Origin of the sequence: Ramlibacter sp., assembly GCF_013697775.1 — a bacterium.
Classification (GTDB): Bacteria; Pseudomonadota; Gammaproteobacteria; order Burkholderiales; family Burkholderiaceae_C; genus Ramlibacter.
This window is the reverse complement of sequence record NZ_JACCWG010000228.1, coordinates 20,915-27,351: the sequence shown is the minus strand read 5'-3', so window position 1 is coordinate 27,351 and position 6,437 is coordinate 20,915. Positions and strand designations below refer to the sequence as shown.

The following is a 6,437-nucleotide window of genomic DNA, read 5'->3' as shown; positions in this document are numbered from 1 at the left end:
GCATCGGCCTGGGCCCAGGCCGGCAACAGCACGTAGCCCAGGGCGCCGGTGACCAGCACGCTGACGATCCAGTCCGGCAGGGTCAGCATCAGCACGGCGACGTCGCCCAGGCCGGATGCGCCGAAGGCCGCGGCCAGCGCCGATTCGCGCAGCAGCCCCAGCAGGCGGCTGGCGAGCAGCAGGGCAAGCGAGACCGCGCCGGCTTTGAGGAACATGGCCGGGATTATCGAGGGCCGCGTCATTGCGCCGGGCGCGCAGGGCCGCCGCAACTAAAATCGACGGTTTCGCCCGCCCTTCACTCCACTGCCCCTTCGCATGTCCGACAACAAGAACGCACCGCCGCCCGCCGCCGACGAGAACCAGCTGATCGCGGAGCGCCGCGAGAAACTGCGCGCGCTGCGCGAGGCGCAGGCCCAGGGCAAGGGCGTGGCGTTCCCCAACGACTTCAAGCCCACGCACAAGGCTGCCGACCTGCACCGCCAGCACGGTGAAGCCGGCGCCGAGCAGCTGGAAGCCGAAGGCCACGTGGCGCGCATCGCCGGCCGCATGATGCTCAAGCGGGTGATGGGCAAGGCCAGCTTCGCCACCATCCAGGACCAGGACGGCCGCATCCAGATCTACGTGACACGCGACGCGGTGGGCGAAGAGGCCTATGCCGCCTTCAAGCACTGGGACCTGGGCGACATCTTGGGCGCCGAGGGCAAGATGTTCAAGACGCGCACCGGCGAGCTGTCGCTGCATGCCACGTCGATCCGCCTCTTGACCAAGAGCCTGCGGCCGATGCCCGACAAGTTCCACGGCGTGGCCGACCAGGAGGTCAAGTACCGCCAGCGCTATGTGGACCTGATGACCGACGAGGACGCGCGGCGCCGCTTCGTGGCGCGCAGCAGGGCGATCTCGGGCATCCGCGAGTACATGGTGGCCCACGGCTTCCTGGAAGTGGAAACGCCGATGCTGCACCCGATTCCAGGCGGCGCCAACGCGCGGCCGTTCGTCACCCACCACAACGCGCTGGACCAGGAGATGTACCTGCGCATCGCGCCGGAGCTGTATTTGAAGCGCCTGCTGGTGGGCGGCTTCGAGCGCGTGTTCGAGATCAACCGCAACTTCCGCAACGAAGGCATCTCGGTGCGCCACAACCCCGAGTTCACCATGATGGAGTACTACGCGGCGTACTGGAACTACCGCGACCAGATGGACTTCACCGAGGCGGTGGTGCGCGACGCGGCGCGCAACGCCGTCGGCACGCTGCAGCTGTCCTATGGCGGCAAGCCGGTGGACATGGAAGCGCCGTTCGCGCGCATGACGATCCGCGAAGCCATCCTGAAGCACAGCGACGCCGGCGAAAACGTGGACAACCGCGAGTGGCTGGTCGGGGCGCTGAAGAAGATCGGCATGAGCGAGGAAAAGCAGCGCCTGTCGGCGCGCACCCTGGCAGGCCTGCAGGTGCTGTTCTTCGAGGAGACGGTGGAGGAGCAGTTGTGGCAGCCCACCTTCATCATGGAACATCCCACCGAGATCTCGCCGCTGGCGCGCGCCAACGACGAACGGCCCGAAGTGACCGAGCGTTTCGAGCTCTACATCACCGGCCGCGAGATGGCCAACGGGTTCTCGGAGCTCAATGACGCCGAGGACCAGGCCGCTCGTTTCTTGGCGCAGGTGAACGCCAAGGACGCGGGCGACGACGAAGCCATGTTCTTCGACCACGATTTCGTGCGGGCCCTCGAATACGGCATGCCGCCGACGAGCGGCTGCGGCCTGGGGATCGACCGGCTGATCATGCTGCTGACCGACAGTGCGAGCATTCGGGACGTGATCCTGTTTCCTGCTTTGCGCAGGGAGGCTTAGTCGCTCGCCTGCTTGGGGGGCATCGGGCAGTGGTAGCTCTCGCTCCGTTTTTCCTCCCTCTCCCCACTGGGGAGAGGGTTGGGTGAGGGGCAGTCGAGCGCGAAGATGCCCCGTACGGCCGGCGGTCGGGGTGGGCCAGGCGCAGGGTCCATTCGCGGTCGCTACAGAGGCAGCACGGCACAGCGGCGTTGACGACGAGATCTTCGAGCGCCAGGGCAGCCGCCCGCGAGCGTGATCCCGGAGCCTGGCCCACCCCGGCCGCCGGCCGCTGCCACCCAGGCAACGAGAGAAAATTAGGGCAGTAGATCCAAAGCCTGCAGATACCGCGGCTCCCCCATCAACGCATCCCAAGACAGCGGCGCCATCGAAGGAAGCAGGGACAGGCGCCGCTGCTCGCAAGCCTCGCTCGGTCGCCACTTGCCCACCTTGCGCGCCTGCTCCAAACCTTCCAGCAGTTCGTCGATGGCCTGCCCGCCGTCGCTGGCCGACTGGTTGCACAGCAGCACCAGGTCGCAGCCGGCATTCAGCGCCGCCATCGCCGCTTCGGTATAGCTCACCTCGCGGCCCTCGATCAGGCGCGCGCCCGCCATGCTCAGGTCGTCGCTGAAGATCGCGCCCTGAAAGCCCAGGCGGCGCCGCAGGATGTCCTCCAGCCAGCGGCGCGAAAAACCGGCGGGGCGCGGGTCCACCTTGGGATAGATCACGTGCGCCGGCATCACGCTGCTCATGGCGGTGCTGAGCCAGCCATACGGCAGCGCGTCGTCGCCCAGAATGGCCTCCAGGTCGCGCCCGTCCACCGGAATCTCGTGGTGCGAGTCGGCGGCTACGAAGCCGTGGCCGGGGAAATGCTTGCCGCAGTTGCCCATGCCGGCCTGCAGCAGGCCGTGCATCAGGCTCTTGGCCAGCACGCTCACGATGCGCGCGTCGCGGTGGAAGGCACGGTCGCCGATCACCTCGCTGCCGCCGTAATCCAGGTCCAGCACCGGCGTGAAACTGAAATCCACGCCGCAGGCACGCAGCTCGGCGCCCAGCACGTAGCCGGCCGCGGTGGCCGCGTTGCCGGCCGCCAGCGCGCCGGCGCCAGGGACACCACCGCCGTCATTCATCCACAGCTCGCCGAAGGCGCGCATCGGCGGCAGGCGGGTGAAGCCGTCGGTGCGAAAGCGCTGCACGCGCCCGCCCTCGTGGTCCACGCTGATCAGCAGGTCCTCGCGCACCTCCTTCACCTCGGCGCACAGCTGCACCAGCTGATCCCGGCTCTTCCAGTTGCGACCAAACAGGATGATGCCGCCCACCAGCGGATGCGCCAGGCGTTCGCGGTCGATGTCGGTCAGCGTGAGGCCGGCCACGTCGATGATGGCCAGTGCGTGTTGTTGTTCGCTCATGAGGCGGAGTCTTTCTTTTGAGGTGCTTGCGGCATCGCGGCGAGGTAGCGCCGGATGGTTTGCGCGTACCCCAGTTCGAGCGCGTCGGCCACCAGCGCGTGGCCGATGGACACTTCGCGCACGCCGGACACGGCGAGCAGGAAGTCGCCCAGGTTGGACAGGTTGAGGTCGTGGCCGGCATTCACGCCCAGGCCCGCGGCCTGCGCGGCGCGCGCGGCATCGGCGAAACGCTGCAGCACCTCGGCCTGGCGCGGCGTGCCCCAGGCGGCGGCATAGGGTTCGGTGTACAGCTCCACGCGGTCGGCACCGATGGCTTTGGCCAGCGGCATGGCTTCGGGCACCGGGTCCATGAACAGGCTGACGCGTACGCCCAGCGCCTTGCATTCGGCGATCAGGGGCTTCAGGCCGTCCATGCTGGCCGCCTCCCAGCCGTGGTCGCTGGTGAACTGCCCTTCGCCGTCGGGCACGAAGGTGCACTGGTGCGGCCGCAGCGCGCGCACGAACTCCATCAGGTTGTGGAACGGATTGCCTTCGATGTTGAACTCGATGGCCGGCCAGTCCTTCTTCAGCAGCGCGGCCAGGTCGTGCACGTCCTGCGGGCGGATGTGGCGCGCGTCAGGGCGCGGGTGTACGGTGATGCCTTGCGCGCCGGCCTGCAGGCACAGGGTCGCGGCGCGCGTCACGCTCGGAATGCCCAGGTGGCGGGTGTTGCGCACCAGGGCCACCTTGTTGAGGTTGACCGACAGCGCCGTTCGTTGGGATTGGTGGGTCATAGTGACTGCAGGTCCATCATCATCTGCCGCGTGCGCAGGGTGGAGACGCCGCAATGGTAGTGCAGCAGCGCGCGCAGTTGGGTCTTGAGTTCCGGCATTGCGGCCGTGCGCGGCAGCAATGCCGCAAAAGGCGCGGGGTCGTCCAGCGCCTGCTGCAGTTCCAGCCACTGCCCGGCCTGCAGGCTGGCGCGGCCGTCGTCGCCCTCGCGCGCCTCGCCCAGGCCGGCTTCGGGCAGCAGGCTGTAGCGCGCATCGGGCACCAGCGGCGCCAGCGTGAGCGTCTGCATGTCCAATGTGGGCAGCAGGCCGATTTCGCGCAGCACCAGCAGCTCGAAGGCGCGCAGCGTCGGCTGCAGCGCCGCGCCGGGCTCGCCGCCGATCACCCGTACCGCGGCGGCATAGGCGTCGAACAGGCGCGGATGCGCGTCGTCGCGCGCCAGCAGGCGCAGCAGCAATTCGTTGAGGTAGTAGCCCGACAGCAGCGCTTCGCCCCCCGGCATGGCTTGGCCGCCCACCCATTCGGCGGACTTCAGCGTGCGGATCTCGGCGTCGCCTCCGAAGGCCACGTGCAGCAGCTGCAGCGGCAGCAGCACCGGGCGGAAGTTGGAACTCGGCTTCTTGGCGCCCTTGGCCACCAGCGCGATGCGGCCGTAATGCCGCGTGAGGACTTCCAGGATCAGGCTGGACTCGCTCCAGTCGTAGCGGTGCAGCACGAAGGCGGGTTCGTCGCCGATGCGCTTCATCGCGGCGTATCCATCACTCGTAGCCGAAGCTGCGCACCCTCGCCTCGTCGTCGGCCCAGCCGGAGCGCACCTTCACCCACAGCTCCAGGAACACCTTCGCGCCCATCAGCTTTTCCAGCTCCTGGCGCGCCTCGGTGCCGATGCGTTTCAGGCGCTCGCCGCCCTCGCCGATGACCATGGCCTTGTGGCCGTCGCGCTCCACCACGATGGTGGCGGCGATCTTCACCATGCGCCCGTGCTTGGGACTCGGCTCCTCCCCGAACTTGTCGATGATGACGGTGGAGGTGTAGGGCAGCTCGTCGCCGGTCAGGCGGAACAGCTTCTCGCGCACGATCTCGCTGGCCAGGAATTTCTCGCTGCGGTCGGTGAGTTCGTCCTCGGCATACCACCAGGGCTGCTCGGGCAGGTACTTGCCGCAGATGCCGAACAGGCGCTCCACGTCCTTGGGGTTCTTGGCCGACATCGGCACGAATTCGGCGAAATCGTGCCGCTGCTGCATGTCGCGCAGCCAGGGCGCGAGCTCGCCGCGGCGGTTCACCTGGTCCAGCTTGTTGGCCACCAGCAGCGCCGGGATGCCGGGCTTCAGCAGCGACAGCACCTTGGCGTCGGCCAGCGCAAAGCTGCCCGCCTCCACCACGAACAGCACCAGGTCCACGTCGCCCAGCACGCTGGTCACGGCCTTGTTCAGCGAGCGGTTCAGCGCCGAGCCGTGGCGCGTCTGGAAGCCGGGCGTGTCGACGAACACGAACTGCGCCTCACCCACCGTGCGGATGCCGGTGATGCGGTGGCGCGTGGTCTGCGCCTTGCGCGAGGTGATGCTGATCTTCTGGCCTACCAATGCATTGAGCAGCGTGGATTTGCCCACGTTGGGCTTGCCGACGATAGCCAGCATGCCGCAGCGCTGGACGGGCGCGCCCGGCGCGGGATCGGCGGATGCACCGGCCGGCTCGGGCGGTTGTTCGATGGGTTCTGTCGGTTCGGTCGGTTCTGTGGGTTCGGTCATTTGCCGCTCGCTTTCAGCGCCGCCAGCACCGCTGTCGCGGCAGTCTGCTCGCCGGCGCGCCGGGAAGTGCCGATGCCGCGTTCGACGACGCCCAGTTCCGGCACGTCGCACTCGATTTCGAAGGTCTGCTTGTGCGCCGCGCCCACGGTGCCCACCACGCGGTAGACCGGCAGCTTCATGCGCCGGCCCTGCAGCCACTCCTGCAGCTCGGTCTTGGGGTCCTTGGCCACGGCGGGCATTTCGGGGGTGATGTCCACGTCCTTGAACAGGCGCCGCACCAGGGCTTCGGCCGCGCCGTAGCCGGCGTCCAGGTAGACCGCGCCGAGCACCGCTTCCAGCGTGTCGGCCAGGATGGACGGGCGGCGTTGGCCGCCGGAGCGGGACTCGCCCTCGCCCAGGCGCAGCACCTGCGGCAGACCCAGGTCGACCGCCAGGCGGTGCAGGGTGTCCTGCTTGACCAGGTTGGCGCGCGCGCGCGACAGGTCGCCTTCGGGCATGGCCCTCAGGCGGTCGTACAGCAGCGCCGCGACGGACAGGTTGAGAACGGAGTCGCCCAGGAATTCCAGCCGCTCGTTGTGCTCGGCCGAGGCGCTGCGGTGCGTGAGCGCGCGCGCCAGCAGGCGGGGATCGGAGAATGGATGCTGCAGGCGCGCCTGCAGCGCCGCGAGCGCCTCATCCACGTGCA

Annotated in this window: 6 protein-coding genes and 1 pseudogene; 1 reads left to right on the top strand and 6 read right to left on the bottom strand. The window is 68.6% G+C overall.

All coding sequences use genetic code 11. The features are described from left to right. Window positions 1-215, bottom strand: a pseudogene (locus tag H0U68_RS11335) (virulence factor MviN); the annotation flags it as partial. Between the two features lie 100 nt (window positions 216-315). Between H0U68_RS11335 and lysS the strand changes: the two are divergent. Then, entirely contained in the window at window positions 316-1,848 is a 1,533-nt protein-coding gene (lysS, locus tag H0U68_RS11330) for a lysine--tRNA ligase (protein WP_296355609.1), read from the top strand. Between the two features lie 293 nt (window positions 1,849-2,141). Here the strand turns inward: lysS and nagZ are convergent, their stop codons facing one another. The 5 genes from nagZ to rnc form a co-directional block, all read right to left on the bottom strand. Then, complete coding sequence (gene nagZ, locus H0U68_RS11325) at window positions 2,142-3,233, bottom strand: beta-N-acetylhexosaminidase (RefSeq protein ID WP_296355607.1); 1,092 nt, start codon at window positions 3,231-3,233, stop codon at window positions 2,142-2,144. Further along, window positions 3,230-4,006 (bottom strand): pyridoxine 5'-phosphate synthase, encoded by a 777-nt coding sequence (locus H0U68_RS11320; RefSeq protein ID WP_296355605.1) that lies wholly within the window; start codon window positions 4,004-4,006, stop codon window positions 3,230-3,232. The genes nagZ and H0U68_RS11320 overlap by 4 nt, the downstream gene beginning before the upstream one ends. After that, window positions 4,003-4,749, bottom strand: coding sequence for a DNA repair protein RecO (recO, locus tag H0U68_RS11315; RefSeq protein WP_296355604.1), 747 nt, complete (start codon window positions 4,747-4,749; stop codon window positions 4,003-4,005). The genes H0U68_RS11320 and recO overlap by 4 nt, the downstream gene beginning before the upstream one ends. A gap of 13 nt (window positions 4,750-4,762) precedes the next feature. Next, entirely contained in the window at window positions 4,763-5,641 is an 879-nt protein-coding gene (era, locus tag H0U68_RS11310; RefSeq protein WP_296355613.1) for a GTPase Era, read from the bottom strand. A gap of 107 nt (window positions 5,642-5,748) precedes the next feature. Continuing rightward, on the bottom strand, window positions 5,749-6,432 hold the full coding sequence (gene rnc, locus H0U68_RS11305) for a ribonuclease III (RefSeq protein WP_296355601.1): 684 nt from the start codon (window positions 6,430-6,432) through the stop codon (window positions 5,749-5,751). Between the last annotated feature and the right edge of the window lie 5 nt (window positions 6,433-6,437).

Coding starts and splice junctions, on each gene's coding strand:
- lysS (WP_296355609.1), top strand. CDS start 316: ATGTCCGACAACAAGAACGCACCGCCGCCCGCCGCCGACGAGAACCAG.
- nagZ (WP_296355607.1), bottom strand. CDS start 3,233: ATGAGCGAACAACAACACGCACTGGCCATCATCGACGTGGCCGGCCTC.
- H0U68_RS11320 (WP_296355605.1), bottom strand. CDS start 4,006: ATGACCCACCAATCCCAACGAACGGCGCTGTCGGTCAACCTCAACAAG.
- recO (WP_296355604.1), bottom strand. CDS start 4,749: ATGAAGCGCATCGGCGACGAACCCGCCTTCGTGCTGCACCGCTACGAC.
- era (WP_296355613.1), bottom strand. CDS start 5,641: ATGCTGGCTATCGTCGGCAAGCCCAACGTGGGCAAATCCACGCTGCTC.